Origin of the sequence: Legionella tucsonensis, from assembly GCF_001468035.1 — a bacterium.
GTDB classification, from domain to species: Bacteria; Pseudomonadota; Gammaproteobacteria; order Legionellales; family Legionellaceae; genus Legionella; species Legionella tucsonensis.
Map to the genome: position 1 here is coordinate 2,288,035 of NZ_LNZA01000001.1, position 17,094 is coordinate 2,305,128.

The window sequence follows — 17,094 nt, forward strand, 5'->3', positions numbered from 1 at the left end:
ATTGCCAAAAAGCAGGACAAGACGATTATCGTAAATGATTTTGGTTCATTAGAAAAACCTATTAACTGTGTGATTCATAGAGATCCTTTCAATTTTTTCATAATCAAATCAGTATGATAATTAGCTATTTGGATGCGCTCATTGTCTATTTTATAGTTATTACTCACCTCTTCACTGAAGGGGGTTATTTTGCTTAATTCAGCCACGATAGCCGAGGGAGGTTTTCCTTTTAGTGAACCATGAGGACGCTGCCAGTTATAAAAAAATTGCCATTGAGCTAGCTCTTCTCTAAGAGTTTCAAAGTCAGATAAATCTGTAATAGCATAAAACTCTTCAAGATCTGTTTTTTGCGATCGCTCTACCTTGCCGTTTAAATGAGGAGAAGCTGGCTTATTGGGTCTAAATTTAATACCTAATTCCATCATTTTTAGCTGAACTTTTTCGGCAAAAAATTCTAGACCCCTATCCGTTTGAATACGCTGTATAGGAAAAGGAAATTGCTCCAGAACCAAGTCTAAAAAATGTAGTGTGTTAGTGGCTGTGCGGCGTTTGTAAACCTCTAGTACACGCCAACGAGAACAATCATCGATAGCGGTATATTGATAAATCCCGGGTGCTATCTTACAGGTATCCATTTGAATACGATCACCAGGAATAGGGCGACTATAGCGTTTAAATTTCTTTTTACGCTTAAGTTTTTTTATTGGTTGTGTTTGGTTGCTTGTTAACGCTTTATGGATGCTTGCTAAAGAAAGCGGATGGTTGTGCAATCTTATCAATTCAGTTTGGATACGCCTAGCGCCAAGATTACGACTAATACGCAAATCAAGAATTAGTTCAATCAGCTCTGAATTTAACTTCTTACTTGGCGACAAATGAGGCTTTTTGCTTTGATCATTTAATCCATCGATACCAGTCTCTAAGTATCGTCTGGACCACTTTCTCAGGGTAGGACGAGAAATCCACATTTACGACAAACATATCCTGCATCTTTAGTTTCAAGATAAAGATTTACCCAAGTTAATCTAGCTTTAATTTGCTGTTTCATAAGGCGGGTAAATCTATCAATTAATTGAAACGATGTCTATGAATCACACAATTAAATCATTTTTATTACACTAGTGAAGTTCTACGAAATTCTTAACTTGACAAAAACCAATATAGTATGAAAATTTTTTATTCAACATGAACTGTTAGAGTTCTTTGTGGAGACCATTTTTTAATCGCTATTCAATGTCTCTACAAAGACAGTCAACCTTATATTTATCTCCAAAGCTTTAAAAAATACTAAGGTTATTTTATAATCGAACAAACTTGAAAATAAATATGGAGAAGTGATGATCTTCACTGGTGCTATAAAATCACTTCTCCTATCTCAAGTATTTTCTTTTTGCTTACCTTTTAAGGATACAAACCTGAGCTGTTAATTATTATGTGGTCCGAACGGTTTACTTTCTATATCCTCTATTTTCTCCTTTCCGTCATCCTTAACTTTTTCAAATCTATTTTTAAATTCACCATACATCCCTACTTTACTAACTTTAGTTTCTCCTAAAGCATCCTTAATGTTAAGCCATGATTCAAGTACATTATTTATGGCTGCTTTAAGCTTATTCCATACACCAGGAGCCGCCATTAGTGTTGTTTGATGTTCATGGATGGCACTGACACTCGCTTTTGCAAAGGCATGTAATGCCAGATTATAATCACCTGGATGCATTCCCTTGCCATAAAAAGCCTTTGTATCTTGATCAAATGTATTTTTGGCCTGCTCCAGTGAAAATTTTAGTTGTCCCGCAGCTGCAAGAGCATCCTTTGAGTCTGGATCTTTCTTCAGAGCTCTATCGTTCGAGAGTGCGTCAAGCTCACTGATCAACTTTTCCACATCTTTATAAAACTGTGGCTTTTCAAGAACTTCGTTTCCTACCTCACCAACGAATTCTCGTACACCCTTTACAGCTTTCTGAAATTTCTTTCTCATATAAATATCTCCCAAAGTTATTTATTGCATTTACTATTACATATGAATATAATAGCACAAAATGTGTTTTTTATCATCAAAATTTGCAAAACTTACTCTTTTCAGTACTTTCAATTAAATTATACAAAAAAAATGTTAAGAGAATATTAATAAACATAAAGATAAATAAAATTCAAATTGGAAAAAATTAAATCATATATATTCATTAGATTTAAGTATAAAAACCTCCTCTTTGCAGAACAAGAAATCATAAAAGGCTCTCTATTTGTATAGCAAGCGTAGGTTGGGTCATTTTGACCCAACAAATCCAATTCCACTCACTCTCCAAATGGATCGTTCCTAAAATCATGTTCACATGCCCAATTTATCGGTAAAAGTCCTGATTTAATGTGACGATGAATACTTGAATAAGACCAATCCAGAGGCACATGTTACATATCCATGCTTTACAGGGTTAAAGTGAATGTATTGAAGTGATGTTCATAATCTTTTTCGTCACGAATGAGATGCTCCCAAAATCGTCGCTGCCAAATTCCTCGTTCACCGTGTTTCTTTCTTGATGGACTAATCGATTCATTAATCTGAAGTTGATGCGTAAAAGTAATTTTGATCAATCTTATTCTGAGTGAGTAATTTCCATCTCCTGCTGGGAGTCTGAGCATCATATGAAGGTGTTCGGGCAAAATGACAATGCCTTCGATCTTAAAAGGGTATTTTCTTTTTATTTTTTGAAAGGCTATTCGTAATTGGTTAATCTCTTTGATTAATAACTCACTATTTCTATTTTTTAAATTCAATGTAAAGAAATAAACCGCTCCGGGTACGATTACTCTTCGATATTCCATGATTTAGTAATTTTGTTGGGTCAAAATGACCCAACCTACGGCTTATTTTTGGATTAGTGTTTTGTTTTTTCTTGAGAAGCTCCAAATAACCATCGGTGCTTACCTCAAGTTCATCGGCAATTTTTTGCATGGTCATGATATCTAAAGCAACTCCGTGCAATAACGCTTCAATTTTAAATTTAGGCAATTCGAACATTTTGGAGCACGCTTGAACACGTTCTGTCATTAAGGCAGGAACACCCAGTTCATTAAGTTCATAGTGTAAACGTTCGGTTAGTTTTTTGTTTGAGATGGTAGTCTCCTTTTCGCTCTTTTTTATTAGTGTAAAATAAGTAAGTTTAATAAAGCGTGTAACGTAGACATTTTGATTTATATTGCTCTATTAGTGCGTTTACCCTGGTATCCATTGATTTAAAGTGAAAATTATATTCACTAATGTTATGATTTGCGCACTTTGCAATAACTATGGATCGATATCATGCCCAGTACTAAAAAAATGTTATTAAATATCTTAAAAAACACAAAAAAGAATTCACTTTCCCCCTTTCAGATCGAATGCCTTGATATGTTTCAAGAAAAAATTAAAACCATTCCCATCGATGAACAAACAGAAATGGACTTACCAATATGTGCTGTTCTCCTTGATCACTGCTTTTGTGATTTGGACAATCTCTTTAAAAGCGAGCAACGCATTATTAGCCTAATTAATCAAGGGAATCTGAGCGACAATGATTTTTTTAAACACGTGAATCAAATTTTTGCTGATGAAATTAAAACATTAAATCACCATTCATCAGAATTTTTTTATAATCAAACTCTTAAGTATGTAAAAACAATTGTAATTGATATGAAAAACGAACTCGTTCGATTAAAAACGTCACTGGATCAACAATTAATTGATATAGCCAATCTAAGCTCCTCTGAATATCAAACACAATGTGGTATAAGTTGATGAACAATAACTACATAAGGCCTAGGTGCAGGAATTCATTGTAACCTGGGGAGATTGGGGAGCAGGAAACCCTACAGTTTGATCATAACATTTCATTAGTGTAGCCTGGGTGGCCATGACCCGGGAAATTGGGGAACAAAAAAACCGGGTTCCGCTGCCCTGCACCCAGGCTACGACTATGAGACACACTCTTGCATCCGTGATTCATTCTTTTTCTATTCAAAAAGTAAAGCCATAAAAATATGGTTTTCATATTCCCCATCGATTCGCACCGCATTTTTATGTATCCCTTCTTTTACAAACCCATATTTTTCATACAATGCAATTGCCGCCTTATTGTGTTCACGCACGGTAAGCTCTATACGCGTTAGCCCCTTTAATTGAGCCATCTGCAGTGCCGTGCTTAATAAAGCCTCTCCTATGCCCTGTCCTCGGTACGGGGCAATGACGCCAATTCCCAAAGACCCAACATGAGCAAAAACAGGTCGGTCAAGCGGACTGATATCACACCATCCCACCAATTGATCCTGATGCATTGCTACAACTTGAGGCCAATTATTTTTAATATGATCTAAAACAAAATCTCTAGTAAGTTGGATGGGTGGTCCTTCTAAAAAAGCTAAAAATTTACGCTCACGAGCAACACTATCCACCGCCGACCAAAATGCTTCAATATGTTTTTCTTGAATAGGGACAATAGTAAATTGCATAAGATTCTACCCAATGTTGACTTTAAGATGTTAGTAAAAAGAAGTTTTGTCTTGAAGTCAATAAGCTCTTGTTCACAGTGTTGTCCGCGGAATACAGGAGATCTGCTCTTAAAACACTGGCCCCCGCGAACAAGTCGCGGGGTGTAGGCAGAGATGTGCTCAAGAGACAGCCGCTTGCAGCCTGAATCCATTGAGACGCGAAAAAAATCTTGCAAACAAACAGGTTACCTTGCTCATCGATATCCATGCCTAAAATTAAAATAAGGAGAAAATACAAAGAACATGTTATAGTTTCAAATTTATCTCAACAAAACTTAAACAATATGAAAGAAATTACAATCTATCACAATTCTCGATGCTCCAAATCAAGAAAAACGCTGGAACTTCTTCAGAGTAAAGGTGTAGAGCCAGTTATTGTTGAATACCTTAAAACTCCGCTTAGTCTAGATCAATTGAACAACTTAAGGGCTCACTTTGCACTTAAAGATTTTGTGCGAACCGATGAGCCTATTTTTAAAGAGCTGGGCTTGTCACTGGATAATGAAAATCAAGTGTTACAGGCCATGCTCAAAGAACCCATATTAATGCAACGCCCTATTGTTACCTATAAAGACAAAGCCATCATTGGACGTCCGCCTGAGAACGTTCTGAAATTATTTGAGTAACTGCTTATCTTGCTTGGTGCAGTAAACCAAGAGAAATCGATGAGAGGAAAACCTGGGTTCGCTGCGCTGCACCCAGGCTACGATATTGCAACCACTGTGACTCAGATGTTATTGATTTGGGCAACCGTCTTGATGGAATGATACCAATGCATTATAGATACCCTGATAATCTGTAAATGCATTTCTATTCGCTTTAATATCATCAAAAACGTTGTCTGTTCTGCCACACGTTCCAGGTTCTGTGATATTTAAATGATCGCCACTCGCTTTTTTGTAGGCTATAAATGTTTCACCGCAATGCAAATGCGGTCTTTTTGACGCGCTATTCCCTAAAAACTCCTGATTATCGCAATAAGTTTTCTTAAAATTCATTTTAAGATGAGGCATGTTTGCGAATGCATTTGCTGAAATTGAAATAATGAAACATGCTGCTGTAATTGAGAATTTATTCATCATAGGGTTCCAAAAAAATTGTGAAAAGCTAAATTTAACACATCTCAATACAGTAACCAAGATTCAATTTTTATAAGTAATTATGTTGAACCCGCTTCATTTTTGCATCACATAGCTTCCAGGCGCTGAAGGTAATGAGGAATCAAGAGGCGGCGGTGAAACACGTCTTTGCGAACTGTTGTCCACTAACCATTCATGCCAAGCAAACCACCAGGATCCATCACTTTTTTTTGCTTTCCCCACCCATTTCTTGGGCCCTATATAAGGCATGTTTTTTTTGCTTTCAAGAATAGAATAATAGCGTCCAGGATGATTGGGTTCACTGACAATTCCTGCGTTGTGGCCGCCGCTTGCCAATACAAAGGTAATATCCGTATGCATCATCAAGTGGATTTTAAATACAGACTCCCAAGGAGCGATATGATCATGTTCGGTGCTCACTGCAAAAATTGGTACATGGACATTCCTTGGCGCTACTATTTCATCTTCAACACGAAAATGCCCCTCTGCGAAATCATTTTGCAGGAAGAGTTTCTCAAGATATTCTGTGTGCATCTTATAAGGCATCCGCGTAGCATCAGCGTTCCAGGCGAGCAGGTCAATCATGCCGCGCTTTTTACCCGTCATGTAGTCGTCAATCATTTTTGACCAAATCAGATCGTAGGTGCGCAACATCTGAAAAGATCCAGCCATATGTTTGGGATCAAGGTACCCTTTTTCCCACATCATGTTTTTAAGAAATGCGATTTCGCTTTCGGTAATAAACAACATGAGCTCACCTGCCTTTGTAAAATCCCCTTGGGCTGCAAGGAGCGAAAGGCTTTTAAGACGACTGTCTTTATCTCTTGCCATTGCTGCGGCTGTAATCATTGCCAAAGTTCCACCAAGACAATATCCTACCAAATGAATTTTTGTCTTGGGTAAAATATTACTTACTGCATCGATAGCTGCCATTGCACCTTGGCGATAATAATCATCCATCCCTAAATCACGATCTTTTTCATCTGGATTGCGCCATGAGACCATAAAGACCGTATGTCCTTGTTCAACAAGCCATTTAACCAAGGAATTTCCAGGGGATAAATCCAGAATATAATATTTCATGATCCATGCAGGTAAGATGAGTATTGGCTCTTTAAAAACAGTTTCAGTATTGGACTCATATTGAATTAATTCAATCAAATGGTTCGTGAATACTACTTTTCCTGGAGTAATCGCAACATTCTTTCCTGGTTTGAACTTTCCAGCGCCAGGAGGAGGCAAACCAGCCAATCTTCTTAGCATATGCTCCACAGCAATCTCTGTGCCTTGAATCAAATTGATCCCGCTACAACGAATTGTTTCATAAAAAAGATCGGGATTAGTCATTACAAAATTGGAAGGCGATAAAGCATCAAGTAACTGACGAATACAAAAAGAAACCGTACGTTCTGATCGTTTGGACAGTCCGGGAACTTTTCGTGTTGCATAACAAGACCACTCTTCAATCTGGAGAAAAACTTCAGCATACAAACGCCATGGCATCAATTGCCAATTCTCTTTATGAAAGCGAACATCTTGTCCTTGCGCTGGTTGTTTATCACACAATAGATGTGCAAAAAATTCATCAGTATGCAGGATAGGATAAAAAGCCAATGCCAATAAGTGTCCCGGTGATTGAGCTAATTGTAAAAGCCAAGCACAATGAGCAGTTCCAATTACTGCAGGACTCATCCCCATTGTAATCTTACCGAGATTTGCCTGGTACAATTTATTAATATGATAAAAAAAATCATCCAATTTATTTTTATAGAGTGAATATTGGGAATTATTAACCTCAGATGGAGGAGCAGATTGATTCTTTAAGCTTGAAGCATTCGTTTTTTCAGTTCCTTTCATAGTCAAATTCCTTTTGAGTCCATCCAATGTAAACAACCCCTAAATACTGATGTACATTATAGTATTATTTTCAATAGTGTAGGGTATTACAATACAGATAATGAAAATAAAGTCATCTTGAGTTGAGCTAATATTAGAGTATGCTTAAAGGAGATATAAAATCAAATCGAGGGAAAAATGAAAAAACTATTGGCTATTTTATTATGTGTCCTATGTACTTCCGTACTTGCCGATGATTTGGGTAAAAATACCTATGCAATAACATGTCAAAGTTGCCACGCACCTCAATTTGCAATTGGGATGAAAGCTCCCGCTGCTTTTGATAAAAAAGCATGGAATACCCGTTTTAAAAACGCTGAACTGGAGGTCAAAAAAAATCCTACAGAATATAAAACTGCAATGGATTATTTATTATATAGCATGAAGCGTGGAAAAGGTTTGATGCCTCATGGCGGGTTGTGTAAGGAAGCAGATGTACCAAAGAAAAATTGTTCTGATGAGGCGTTCATTCAGGCCATACATTATATGTCCAAAAATTAGGTAACACCCCTAAAGTTTTTAGATTGGTGCAGTGAAATGGAATCGATTGAATCTCTCCTGGATATGTAGTTTTTTTAAGAACTCTTCTCTACTAACCATTTTTTTGCAGTTAATAAATCAAGATATGCTTTTTTCTTATCGGCTGGATTACGTAAAAGATAAGCAGGATGATAGCTTACCATGAAGGGGATATTATGGTAGTGATGCAATGTATTACGTAATTGCTTCAGAGGAAGCGGTTGATTAAGTAAGAATTGTCCTGCAAAACGTCCCAAAGCCAAGATCAAATGAGGTTGAATCAATTCAATTTGGCGGGCTAGATAAGAACTGCATTGAGTAATTTCATCCAATTGAGGATCTCGGTTATTGGGCGGCCTGCATTTCAAAACATTGGCAATGTAAACCTCTTCTTCAACTATCCCAATGCTTTGCAACATTTGATTTAATAAACTTCCTGCTTTACCTACAAAGGGAAGTCCCTGTTTATCCTCATAAAAACCTGGAGCCTCACCAATAATCATCAGTTTCGCTTTTGCACTGCCGCGGAAAAAAACAGTTTGCGTGCGGGTTTTATGTAAAGAACAGCGAGTACACGCAGCTACTTCTTTGGCTAATGCAGATAAATCCTGCTCACATGAAGAATGAGGCTGGCGTATCTCCCAGAGATCGATTCCCATAGCCTGTAGATAATAACGACTTAAAGCATCTGACATAGAAAGCTCATTTCAAAATATAAATTGCTGGAGAAAAACTGAAGGGTTATTTTCGTTTTTAATTTTTGATAAATCAATGCTGCTTTTACGAAAAATAACGCAGACTGAACTCAGTTCAGCAAAAACCAGGACGCCACTGCGTTTTATATCTAACGAATCCCAAAAAAAATTGTACAATTTTGTGGGACTCGTCAGGTTTAATGCCCGGTATGTAGAGGAATTATATGAATGTTACCTCTCCAAAAATTTAGAGGCTTCATCAAGCATCACTTGGCGTACTCTTTCAAATTGGGCACCATTCCAGATATTTTCAACACGTAATGCTCCGTTATCGAGGCATTTCTCATAAGCGGCTAATCCAATCAATATATGGGAAAATTTAATCTTCCTAAATTTGCATAATGCTTCAAGTAAAGTCAATCGTTCAATTTCAGATCCCGAAATATCATCCCCAAACTCACCATCAATTCCATTAAACTGTGTAGCAAACCATTCTTCTAAAGGCTGCCCGCTCATAATAAAGCAGTGAGATATTTGCGAACCACCCAGAACCCGAGTGTCCAGATACTGTTGAATATCAACACAAACAGTATTTTTCTTTATGTAGTGTAATGCTTCAGTAAATAACAAGGTTAATTCAAATGTCTGAACCTGTACGCCAGCACGTAATTCAATAAGTGACTTAAGTCTATGCTGCTTATTTGCTTGACTTTCTTTAGCGTGTTTTTGTTGTAGATTCTTCTTTACATCCTCGATTTGATGGTCAAGTCGCGCAATAATTATTTGCAGGCGCATCGCATTGCTTTCTTTGGTTAAAACTTGCTCTTGCAACCAACCGCGCAGCTCCGAAGACAAAGAGAGTGCTTGCTTACTTGAAAATGCTTTTGTTAATGCAGAATTAAAATTATCCGGAGTTAATTGATCATATAATTTCTCCGCCTTTATATAAAGATTTGCATGTTCTTCCTCCAAATGCTCTTCCAGTATTTTGCGCTGCAAATCATCAATTTTGGCGGCGTTCGTTATTTCAATCATCCCTCCTCCGGGCAAAAGATAAAATCCGTGATGTTGCGCAAAACGAATTCGCCCTTGTGCATCGACATGGATTCTATCTACTGCTTCATTTTCAAGCTTTCCACCCATTTGAATTTGAATGGGGTATAACTGAGAAGCAGGAGGACAATCAATATTAAGCTCATCCAAATTAAAAAGATGTGATTTATTGGTTTTCTTTAAATGGGCTTTTTGTGCCGCACGAAATTTTTCCCAAATCTCTGGTGTATAGTCATGAATTGGATGTTTCAATCTCATTTGACCTGAAGTTTTACCAAACTCAAACCAAGAGCGTAATTGTTCATCCATTTCCATGTCATAGAAATCTAATAAAATATCAAAATACTGCTGGTTCTCCATACGTTGTAAAACATCAGCGTAGTTAATAAACGTCGCTGCATAAGCCAAGACTTTATAGTGATTCTTTGCTTCCCCTTGATGAGTTACTTGTCCGGAAAGTTTCTTGATACCTGCAATTATTTCCTGCATCATGGCACGCCTCACCTGAGAGTTTGCTTTTTTATATTGGATTAACATGCGGCCAACATCTGTAAATAACTGCACCAGGACTCCTCCTTATTAGATAAAAACATTTTTTATAACTTTGAGGCACATATTTAAAACAATTAAATACCATAGTTTATTAGACTTCTTCGGAAACTCGCTGAAGAGAGGAAGTGCAAGGAGACGCGGAGTGCGGAACCGGAGTGTACACGCAAGTACATAAGGATTCGAGCACCACATCAACGAAGCAATTCTCCTCCGCAGTAGAGTTTCCGAAGAAGTCTATTCAAGTTTTTATGTCATTATAGTTAATGATTCTAAATTATTTTGCTAATATATTCTCTGTTGTCATTTAGGAAGAAAAATAATTCATGACATTAGCGAAGAACCCAAATCCTTATTCAGCGGACACAGCGTTTCAAGATGGTAGGTTACGCCAAGCTCAATTAAAAATGCTTTCCATGCTTGAAGTAGTGGACACGATTTGTCTTAAACATGATTTGGACTATTGGCTTGATGCGGGGACTCTTTTAGGGGCTGTGCGGCATCAAGGTTTTATCCCTTGGGATGACGATGTGGATATTGCCATGCCGCGTGCCAGCTACGAACAATTTTTACGTGTAGCGCCAGCAGAAATTCCAGATTGGATGTGGTTGCAAACAATTCATAGCGATCCAGGCTATTTTAATATGGCTACCCCTTTAAAAATCAGAGATCGTGCCAGCCGTTTTATTGAAAAACACGAAAAAGGTAATGAACCCTACATTCAAGGTATCTTTATTGATGTTTTTGTCTATGACACCATGCCTGTAGATCCCAAACAACGTAAGCGATTTAAATTCTACGCTAAAAAGCTCTCGCGTTTGTTAAGTACTAAATACAGTAAAGTAAAAATAGGACACTATCCTGCCTTTTATAAGGCTATAGCCTCTTTTTTTCCCAAGTCTCTGCTTGAGTTGTGTTTGCAAAAAATTATTCATCAAGCAAATACCAGTAAAAGCCCTTATATAGGACGAGGTTATAATTGCGTGGGAAGAAATTTAATCAAAAAAGATGAAATATATCCTTTGCAACGCGTTGTGTTTGAAACCAAAGAATTTAATATTCCGCAAAATGCGGAAATATTTCTTATTCAGCAATATGGAGATTATTTGCAGTTGCCCCCCGAAGAACAAAGAGTAATGAGGCATTGCAAGGAACTTATTCCTCATCTGGAGGAAATAATCTAAGCCTCCTTTCCTTACTGGTTGACCAAGGCAAAATCATATCCTTTTTGAACTCAATTTGAAGTCAGTTCATCATGCAAATTGTGTCATTCCCACGCAGGCGGGAATCCATTCCACAACGTGGTATATCACTTTGTTTGCCAGATGGATCCCCGCCTACGCGGGGATGACACGATTTGGGTTATAAACAAACAAAGTATGCGTTTTCCCTGACTAGTTGACTTGATTGTTGACAGATAATCATGCAGTCGGTTACTATTATACCCAATATCAAACAAGCACATCATTAGAGAGGCTTTAACACATCATGAACATAATCTCTTAAGTACGCCCTATGCACAGGGCAATGACGTCGCAGTCACACTAACTGCCCATTTGCACTACTTAAGCGAGTTACATGATGCACAAGCCAATTCAATTGAACCATCTTTGTCTTTCTTTCCCCCATAAAACATGTTTTGTGGACTTTAGCAGCCAAATTTCCTATGGCAGTCGTATTGCAATTATTGGGCGTAACGGCTCTGGAAAATCCGCCCTACTTAAATTACTTGCAGGAATACTTGAACCAACTGACGGCGACATTTTTTTTCCTAACGAATTAAACATAGGTTATGTGCCGCAGGTTATTGAAGAATTTGATTCATTAAGTGGAGGCCAACGTTTTCATAAATTATTAACTCAAGCACTAGCATGTGATCCTAATCTCTTGATGCTGGATGAACCGAGTAATCACTTGGATCGTAACAATCGTCGCTCTTTGATGAGAATGCTTGCATATTATAGGAACACTTTGATAATGGTGACTCATGATATTGAATTACTACAATCCACTGTAGATACAATTTGGCATATCGATCATGGTGAAATACATGTCTTTACAGGATGCTATGAGGATTATTTACGAGAAATTAACATTCAACGCAATGCAATTGAAGGTGAAATTGCAGATCTGATACGTCAGAAAAAACAGATACACGCAAATCTGATGAGAGAACAGGAACGGGCAAAGAGCAGCAGAACTCAAGGTGAAAAACACATTCAGCAGAGGAAGTGGCCCACCATCGTTTCGCAAAGCAAAGCACGAAACTCCCAAGAGACCTCGGGTCGTAAAAAAAGTGCAATCAATCAAAAAAAACAGGAATTAACTCAACGTTTATCTGCACTTTACTTACCTGAGATCATTCATCCTAAATTTGTTGTGCATGGAGCAGAAACCAATCAGACCTTAGTGACAGTCAGTGAGGGTACTGTCGGTTATGAGGAAAATAATCCTGTTGTGCAGAAATTGAGTTTCTCAATAAAAGCACGCGAACGGATTGCAATTCATGGAAATAATGGCTCCGGTAAATCCACTTTGCTCAAGGCCATTTTGAGCAATACATCGGTAATAAAAAAAGGAACCTGGACCGTTCCTCACGTTCATGAGATCGGTTACCTTGACCAGCACTACAACAATCTGCCATCAGAAAAGACGGTATGGGAAGCTATAGGTTGTTTCTTAAAAGAGAAATCTTATACCGAAATTAGAAGCTATTTAAATGATTTTTTATTTCGAAAAAATGAAGAAATAAATGCGTTGGTTTCAACCTTATCCGGTGGAGAAAAAGCCAGGCTTTCCTTGGCACAAATCGCAGCAATTACACCCAAACTACTTATTTTGGATGAAATAACAAACAACCTGGATAGAGAAACCCGAGCTCATGTAATCCAGGTACTCAAAGCTTATCCAGGTGCAATGATTGTGATTTCTCATGACTCTGATTTTTTGAGTGCTATTGAAGTAACTGACGAATATGAAATAAAGGATGGATTATTAACATATCTTAAACCGAGTAAAAAATATGAATAAAAAAGACATTGCACTAAGCAAATTTTTCCTCAATCTGATAAAGCCCTATAAAGGGTATGTTATTGGATTATTATTTACTGCTTTATATTGGGGAATTAATAACTCACTTTCACCCTATATGTTAAAGCTTATTATTGATAAGGTTGCTGCATATTCAGGCGATAAGACAGCTGTATTTACTGCGATAAGACCTAACATCATCGTATACATTACACTTTGGGTTTTGATTGCTATTGATATGCGTCTTTCCGATTGGCTCCGATTAAAGTTATTCCCCAACATCCGTTTTGATTTGGTGAATCACATGTTTGCCTATTTGAACCAACATTCACATCGCTTTTTCCAAAATAATTTTGCAGGAAGTTTATCAAATAAAATTTCGGATATGACTGCAGGCACCATAGCGATTTTCACAACGGTCGATGATGCAGCAGCGCAAATTGTTGGCCTTATCATTGCAATTATCAGCATGCTGATTATACATCCTGTATTTGCTTTAATTTTAATTATTTGGGCTATTATATTTTTGGGAATTGCAGTGGTTTATTTCAAGCCAGTTCAGGATCTTTCTAATTTGTTCGCTACCAGTAAAACGACATTGGTCGGGAAAATTGTTGATAGCATAAGCAATATTACAAACTTGCGTTTGTTTTCCAGAGCTAACTACGAAAATCAATTAATTCGAAATACAGCTCAAGATACCACAGATAAAGATCAGACAATGCAATGGACTATTTTGAAAATGCGTACTTTTTGGGATGCAAGTATCATTGTACTGATTGCTGCCAATTTATATATGTTGGTTGTTATGTACAGTAAAAACCAAGTATCAATTGGTGATTTTAGTTTCATTATCTCATTATCAATCAGCATTTTTTATAATTTATGGTATCTGGCAAGTCAATTTGTACTTTTTGCAGAAGAACTAGGTAAATGCAGACAAGCCCTAACTTTGATTTCAGAGGCACATGAGATTACTGATAGACCCAATGCACAACCATTAATCGTCACTCAAGGTCGTATTGAATTTAAAAATGTGAGTTTTCATTATGATGAAGGAGCACACCTTTTTAAAAATAAATCCGTGGTGATAGAGCCTGGACAAAAAATCGGTCTTGTAGGTTTATCTGGCTCTGGAAAAAGCACTTTTGTTAACCTGATTCTTCGTTTGTTTGACGTGGAATCGGGACAAATTTTGATTGATGGAAAAAATATTCGCAATGTAACCCAAGAATCATTGCGCGAAAACATTGCGATGATTCCTCAGGATGTGACTTTATTTCATCGCACCTTAATGGAGAATATTCGTTATGGCCGTATTGATGCAACGGATGCTGAAATCATTTCAGCATCAAAAAAAGCACACTGCCATGAATTCATTTCCCTACTTCCTGAAAAATATAATGCCTTAGTTGGTGAACGAGGAATTAAGTTATCGGGAGGACAACGACAACGGATTGCTATTGCCAGAGCCATGTTAAAAAATTCGCCCATTTTAATTCTGGATGAAGCGACTTCTGCCTTAGATTCACTCACTGAAAAATTGATTCAGGATGGTTTGCATGTGTTAATGCAAAATAGAACGACTATTGTTATTGCACATCGACTCTCTACTTTATCTGAAATGGATCGGATTTTAGTTTTTGAAAAAGGTCGTATTATTGAAGATGGTTCACATGAGGAACTCATTAAAATACCAAGCCATTACAGTCGTATGTGGCAAATGCAAGCCGGGGGCTTTTTACCTGATAAGATTTAGTTCGTAACTTAGATTAAGCATCTGTAGCCTGGGTGTAGGCAAAGACATAACCCGGGTTTCGCTTCGCTGCACCCAGGCTATAAAGCTGCAATGTTTTTTTACATTGACGCTTCTTCGGTAACTGTTCTTTTACTTTGTTCATGCTGAATGATCATTTCAGAAAGTGCATCTGGTGTAACATCTTTTTTAGCATCAATTGTACGTTCACTCCATTTAGGAACTCGCACTGCCTTAAAAAAATTCTCTTCGGCTTGTTCAAAGCGTTTATCGAAATTGACCGTATAAATCTTGCCAAATCCAGTGATTTTTCCTTCATCATCTGCATCCAACTCTACAATAGCTTTTTGAATTACAGTTTTAGCATCTGATTTTGTACCCTTGATTTTTTCCTCCAAAATCTTTTTAGCATCTTCTATCGTTTCAGAAAACAAAACCTCATGACCTAATGAATAACCACAGACCTGTTCATATGCTACTGTGTGGAAAGGAGAAACTACATAAGAAGCTAAATCGGTAAACCCATCACCTATCTTAGTATATGGAGGACTAACGATTGCGTATATCTTTTTCATTTTATTCCCTAAAATTTAAAATATATGAAAAGCCCATTCACGGATATGAACTGACCCCAATCTCCATTTAAATGCGCTTAAATAATATCACATTTGTCTTATTTGTATATAAGTGCGCAAAAAAGTATAGCAAAAATCTGACATGTATTCCTGATATAAATCACCCTGAAAAATAGACCTCTTTCCAAACTCGCTGAGGGTAGTGAAGTGCGAGGAGAGGAGAGGAGAAGAGAGCGGAGTGGAGAACCGGAGTGTGACACGTAAGTACATCAAGATTCGAGCATCGCATCGACGAAGCAATTCGCCTCCTCAGTAGAGTTTATAAAGAGGTCTAATGAACATTTAGAGTAATTTTCACTCACTCATCTATACTCAAAATACCCGGTAAAAAATTTTGATTTTTTGTAGGACGCAATACTGGGCTGACAAAAAGGAGTTTTTTATGAAAGTTAATTATTTGGTTACTTCCCTCATTTTAATACCGCTATGTAGTTTCAGCCAGACTCATGATGATGTTACTACTTTAACCCTTTCACAAAATCCGGAGAATAAAAATAGCCATGTCATCACATACTCTAACGAAACAGAAAATTTAAAAAAAAATAAGTCGTTTACTCGCAGCATTGACTATCCTACTCAAATCATTCGTATGGAGGAAAATATAGAAGGTCAGCAGTTTTCTTGCGATGAGGTGAATGATCAAATTGATAAAATCTTAGTACAACATATAGTGAATGAGAAATTTAGTTATGCAATTTATATTAGTTGTTATTATAACCCGGAAACCAAATTGGCAACCCAATTCATTATCAACAGCTATTTTGATCCCTTAAGTGATGAAGCGATTACATACTTAGAATCCTATCTCAATGAATACAATGGTACCGAGCTGTTAGGAACACAATACAAAATTGAATCTGCAAAAGGCCTTGTCATTTCCTTAGAGATTGCTGCAGGAATGAAAAAGAAACCCAATAGACCTCCTTTTACGGAATATAGAAAAGACCATAGCAGTTTCTATTTCAAAAGTAATTATGAAATGAAAGATAAGTTATTTAGCGATATTTATCAAAATTTCTTTACTCCTGATCCAGATAAAATACTTCCTTTCCTGGATAAATGGATTTCTTCACATGCAAGTTCTATTTATAAAGCCGTCTTAAGAGATTCAAATTATGTTGAATTACTTCCTGAAAAAATTTTTCTCATGGATAATGAAGAAATATTTGTATCGAACTTGAAACAATATTTTGGACATTTCTGTGAGGCTTATGAAAATCACCGTTGCTTGAATCGAACAGGAAAAATTGACAGTGAGGAATATGATTCAAAAGTAGCTTCATAAATTATGAATAACGTAGCCTGGGTGCAGCGAAGCGGAATTACCCAGGCTA

At 37.1% G+C, this 17,094-nt stretch carries 14 protein-coding genes and 3 pseudogenes; 7 read left to right on the plus strand and 10 right to left on the minus strand.

What is annotated here, in order from left to right:
• Positions 1–74: 74 nt before the first annotated feature.
• The 4 genes and pseudogenes from Ltuc_RS10060 to Ltuc_RS15890 all read right to left on the minus strand — a co-directional run bounded on the left by Ltuc_RS10060 (position 75) and on the right by Ltuc_RS15890 (position 3,118).
• Positions 75–1,048 (minus strand): annotated as a pseudogene (locus Ltuc_RS10060) (IS481 family transposase).
• Between the two features lie 375 nt (positions 1,049–1,423).
• Complete coding sequence (locus Ltuc_RS10065; RefSeq protein WP_058521131.1) at positions 1,424–1,981, minus strand: hypothetical protein; 558 nt, start codon at positions 1,979–1,981, stop codon at positions 1,424–1,426.
• Positions 1,982–2,298: 317 nt separating this feature from the next.
• Positions 2,299–2,826, minus strand: a pseudogene (locus tag Ltuc_RS10070) (REP-associated tyrosine transposase).
• A gap of 53 nt (positions 2,827–2,879) precedes the next feature.
• Positions 2,880–3,118: pseudogene (locus Ltuc_RS15890) on the minus strand (hypothetical protein).
• Positions 3,119–3,304: 186 nt separating this feature from the next.
• Here Ltuc_RS15890 and Ltuc_RS10080 point away from each other — a divergent pair.
• Positions 3,305–3,778, plus strand: coding sequence for a hypothetical protein (locus Ltuc_RS10080; RefSeq protein WP_058521132.1), 474 nt, complete (start codon positions 3,305–3,307; stop codon positions 3,776–3,778).
• Positions 3,779–3,993: 215 nt separating this feature from the next.
• On the opposite strand, the gene Ltuc_RS10085 is transcribed toward Ltuc_RS10080, so the two are convergent.
• Positions 3,994–4,488, minus strand: coding sequence for a GNAT family N-acetyltransferase (locus Ltuc_RS10085; protein ID WP_058521133.1), 495 nt, complete (start codon positions 4,486–4,488; stop codon positions 3,994–3,996).
• Positions 4,489–4,811: 323 nt separating this feature from the next.
• Here Ltuc_RS10085 and arsC point away from each other — a divergent pair, with 323 nt between their 5' ends.
• Positions 4,812–5,153, plus strand: coding sequence for an arsenate reductase (glutaredoxin) (gene arsC / locus Ltuc_RS10090; RefSeq protein WP_058521663.1), 342 nt, complete (start codon positions 4,812–4,814; stop codon positions 5,151–5,153).
• Positions 5,154–5,261: 108 nt separating this feature from the next.
• Here the strand turns inward: arsC and Ltuc_RS10095 are convergent, their stop codons facing one another.
• Positions 5,262–5,609, minus strand: coding sequence for a hypothetical protein (locus tag Ltuc_RS10095; RefSeq protein WP_238584109.1), 348 nt, complete (start codon positions 5,607–5,609; stop codon positions 5,262–5,264).
• Positions 5,610–5,702: 93 nt separating this feature from the next.
• Complete coding sequence (locus Ltuc_RS10100) at positions 5,703–7,484, minus strand: PHA/PHB synthase family protein (RefSeq protein WP_058521135.1); 1,782 nt, start codon at positions 7,482–7,484, stop codon at positions 5,703–5,705.
• 177 nt (positions 7,485–7,661) lie between these two features.
• Between Ltuc_RS10100 and Ltuc_RS10105 the strand changes: the two genes are divergently transcribed.
• Positions 7,662–8,024, plus strand: coding sequence for a c-type cytochrome (locus tag Ltuc_RS10105; RefSeq protein WP_058521136.1), 363 nt, complete (start codon positions 7,662–7,664; stop codon positions 8,022–8,024).
• 74 nt (positions 8,025–8,098) lie between these two features.
• On the opposite strand, the gene Ltuc_RS10110 is transcribed toward Ltuc_RS10105, so the two are convergent.
• Together Ltuc_RS10110 and Ltuc_RS10115 are read right to left on the minus strand one after the other, a co-directional pair.
• Complete coding sequence (locus Ltuc_RS10110) at positions 8,099–8,737, minus strand: uracil-DNA glycosylase (RefSeq protein WP_058521137.1); 639 nt, start codon at positions 8,735–8,737, stop codon at positions 8,099–8,101.
• 231 nt (positions 8,738–8,968) lie between these two features.
• Positions 8,969–10,354 (minus strand): hypothetical protein, encoded by a 1,386-nt coding sequence (locus Ltuc_RS10115; RefSeq protein WP_238584110.1) that lies wholly within the window; start codon positions 10,352–10,354, stop codon positions 8,969–8,971.
• A gap of 311 nt (positions 10,355–10,665) precedes the next feature.
• Here Ltuc_RS10115 and Ltuc_RS10120 point away from each other — a divergent pair, with 311 nt between their 5' ends.
• The 3 genes from Ltuc_RS10120 to Ltuc_RS10130 all read left to right on the plus strand — a co-directional run bounded on the left by Ltuc_RS10120 (position 10,666) and on the right by Ltuc_RS10130 (position 15,128).
• Entirely contained in the window at positions 10,666–11,523 is an 858-nt protein-coding gene (locus Ltuc_RS10120) for a LicD family protein (protein WP_058521139.1), read from the plus strand.
• A gap of 394 nt (positions 11,524–11,917) precedes the next feature.
• Positions 11,918–13,369, plus strand: coding sequence for an ABC-F family ATP-binding cassette domain-containing protein (locus Ltuc_RS10125; RefSeq protein WP_058521140.1), 1,452 nt, complete (start codon positions 11,918–11,920; stop codon positions 13,367–13,369).
• Positions 13,362–15,128, plus strand: coding sequence for an ABC transporter ATP-binding protein (locus Ltuc_RS10130; RefSeq protein ID WP_058521141.1), 1,767 nt, complete (start codon positions 13,362–13,364; stop codon positions 15,126–15,128). Before Ltuc_RS10125 ends, Ltuc_RS10130 begins: the two co-directional genes overlap by 8 nt.
• A gap of 98 nt (positions 15,129–15,226) precedes the next feature.
• Here Ltuc_RS10130 and Ltuc_RS10135 read toward each other — a convergent pair whose 3' ends face one another.
• Complete coding sequence (locus Ltuc_RS10135; RefSeq protein WP_058521142.1) at positions 15,227–15,700, minus strand: hypothetical protein; 474 nt, start codon at positions 15,698–15,700, stop codon at positions 15,227–15,229.
• A 442-nt stretch (positions 15,701–16,142) separates the two neighbouring features.
• Here Ltuc_RS10135 and Ltuc_RS10140 point away from each other — a divergent pair, with 442 nt between their 5' ends.
• Positions 16,143–17,045, plus strand: a complete 903-nt coding sequence (locus Ltuc_RS10140; RefSeq protein ID WP_058521143.1) for an Lpg0189 family type II secretion system effector — start codon at positions 16,143–16,145, stop codon at positions 17,043–17,045.
• Positions 17,046–17,094 lie beyond the last annotated feature (49 nt).

Coding starts and splice junctions, on each gene's coding strand:
- Ltuc_RS10095 (WP_238584109.1), bottom strand. CDS start 5,609: ATGATGAATAAATTCTCAATTACAGCAGCATGTTTCATTATTTCAATT.
- Ltuc_RS10105 (WP_058521136.1), top strand. CDS start 7,662: ATGAAAAAACTATTGGCTATTTTATTATGTGTCCTATGTACTTCCGTA.
- Ltuc_RS10080 (WP_058521132.1), top strand. CDS start 3,305: ATGCCCAGTACTAAAAAAATGTTATTAAATATCTTAAAAAACACAAAA.
- Ltuc_RS10110 (WP_058521137.1), bottom strand. CDS start 8,737: ATGTCAGATGCTTTAAGTCGTTATTATCTACAGGCTATGGGAATCGAT.
- Ltuc_RS10135 (WP_058521142.1), bottom strand. CDS start 15,700: ATGAAAAAGATATACGCAATCGTTAGTCCTCCATATACTAAGATAGGT.
- Ltuc_RS10065 (WP_058521131.1), bottom strand. CDS start 1,981: ATGAGAAAGAAATTTCAGAAAGCTGTAAAGGGTGTACGAGAATTCGTT.
- Ltuc_RS10140 (WP_058521143.1), top strand. CDS start 16,143: ATGAAAGTTAATTATTTGGTTACTTCCCTCATTTTAATACCGCTATGT.
- Ltuc_RS10130 (WP_058521141.1), top strand. CDS start 13,362: ATGAATAAAAAAGACATTGCACTAAGCAAATTTTTCCTCAATCTGATA.
- arsC (WP_058521663.1), top strand. CDS start 4,812: ATGAAAGAAATTACAATCTATCACAATTCTCGATGCTCCAAATCAAGA.
- Ltuc_RS10100 (WP_058521135.1), bottom strand. CDS start 7,484: ATGAAAGGAACTGAAAAAACGAATGCTTCAAGCTTAAAGAATCAATCT.
- Ltuc_RS10120 (WP_058521139.1), top strand. CDS start 10,666: ATGACATTAGCGAAGAACCCAAATCCTTATTCAGCGGACACAGCGTTT.
- Ltuc_RS10125 (WP_058521140.1), top strand. CDS start 11,918: ATGATGCACAAGCCAATTCAATTGAACCATCTTTGTCTTTCTTTCCCC.
- Ltuc_RS10085 (WP_058521133.1), bottom strand. CDS start 4,488: ATGCAATTTACTATTGTCCCTATTCAAGAAAAACATATTGAAGCATTT.